At 70.1% G+C, this 1608-nt stretch carries 1 protein-coding gene; it reads left to right on the forward strand.

Translation table 11 applies throughout. The features are described 5' to 3' along the window. Positions 1-237 precede the first annotated feature (237 nt). Entirely contained in the window at positions 238-1551 is a 1314-nt protein-coding gene (locus ABZ281_RS48680) for a DUF2254 domain-containing protein (protein WP_356665193.1), read from the forward strand. The last annotated feature ends 57 nt before the right edge of the window (positions 1552-1608 follow it).

A 1608-nucleotide genomic window follows, 5' to 3' on the forward strand; every position in this document is an offset into this window, starting at 1 on the left:
TGGTGACGGTGAGCCAGGAGGCCGCACCGTCCCCACGCCCGATAAAGGGCACTAGCACCTCAAGCTAGCGCGTCTGCCATTCCGCCACCCGGACCAGGTGTCTGCCGCCTTGCCAGAGTGTTCCCCCCGCGGCGACACGGACAACAATACCAAGCTTTCGGAGTGCCTTTCACCTGCGTTTCCATCCGCCTGGCGGGGGTCCGGGACCTCACGGTCCGATAGCTCTAGGGTCACACCATGAGTGACTGGATGGTTACGCAGAGCCCCCCGGCGGGACATCGTCGGCGTGCCTTGTCGCCGCTCCGGGAGCATCTGCGCGACACGTTCTGGTTCGCCCCCACTGCGGCGATGGTGAGCGTCTTCGTGGTCTGGGTCGGGGCAGAGGCGCTCGACACGGCCATCGTCGACGCGCTCCAGCGGGACCGGGACTACGAGACGCTCGCCGAACTGCTGCGGTTCGCGGAGGACGCGAAGGCCGTGGTGAGCGCGGTCGGCTCGGCGATGATGACCTTCATCGGCGTGGTCTTCAGCATCTCGCTGGTGGCGGTGCAGATGGCGAGCGGACAGTTCACCCCGCGCGTGGTGCGGCTCTTCGTCCGGAGCCGGATCACCAAGGCGACCTTCGCGGTGTTCCTGGCGACCTTCGTACTGACCTTGCTGGTCCTGACGAGCTTCGACACCGTCGACGAACCCCGGGCCGTCACGACGGTGCCCCTGGTGCAGTCGGTCCTCACCCTCAGCATGGTCGGGCTGAGCCTGCTGCTGTTCGTGCTGTACGTGAACGCCACTCTGCGGCTGATGCGGATCAGCCATGTGATCGCACGGATCGCCTCGGAGTCCTTCCGGGTGCCCGCCTCGATGCCCGTGCCGGTGGGCGGGCAGGAGGCTCCCGTTCACGGTACGGAGACCGCGTGGGTGCCGCACGACGGCCCGGCGGGAGTCCTGCGGGACGTGCACATCGCGCGGCTGGTGCGCGTGGCGCGCAAACACGGGGTCGTGCTGCGGCTGATCCCGCGGATCGGGGACTTCGTGGTGCCCGGCATGCCCGTGCTGGCGGTGCACGGCGGGCCGGTCCCGCCGCGCAGGGCCCTGCGCTACGCGATCTCGGTGGGGGTGGAGCGGACCTACCACCAGGATCTCGGTTTCGGGCTGCGGCAGTTGTCCGACATCGCACTGCGCGCCCTGTCCCCCGCGATCAACGATCCGACGACCGCCGTCCAGGCGCTGGACCGCGTCGTCCAGTTCCTGGCCGCGCTGAGCCGGCGTCCGCTGGACGCCGCACTCCACCGGGACCGGTCCGGTGCGGTGCGGCTGGTGCAGCCCGTGCCGGACTGGACCGAGCTGGTGGATCTCGGGTTCACCGAGGTACGGGGATGCGCCGTCGGGAGCCCGCAGATCTCCCGGCGCATGCTGGCCGGTCTCGACGACCTGCTCCTGCTCGCACCACCGGAGCGCCGCGAGCCGCTGCTGCGCCATCGCGAACTGCTCCGGCAGGCCGTCGGCCTGGCCGCGCCGAGGGCTTCGCCGGGCGCACCCTCTTCCGGTGTGTAGACGACGGTCTTCGGGCCCAGCAGGCCGCTCTCGGCCAGCCGTGCCGCGTCCTCGGTC

This window comes from Streptomyces sp. NPDC006265 (assembly GCF_040613555.1).
Lineage (GTDB): Bacteria > Actinomycetota > Actinomycetes > Streptomycetales > Streptomycetaceae > Streptomyces.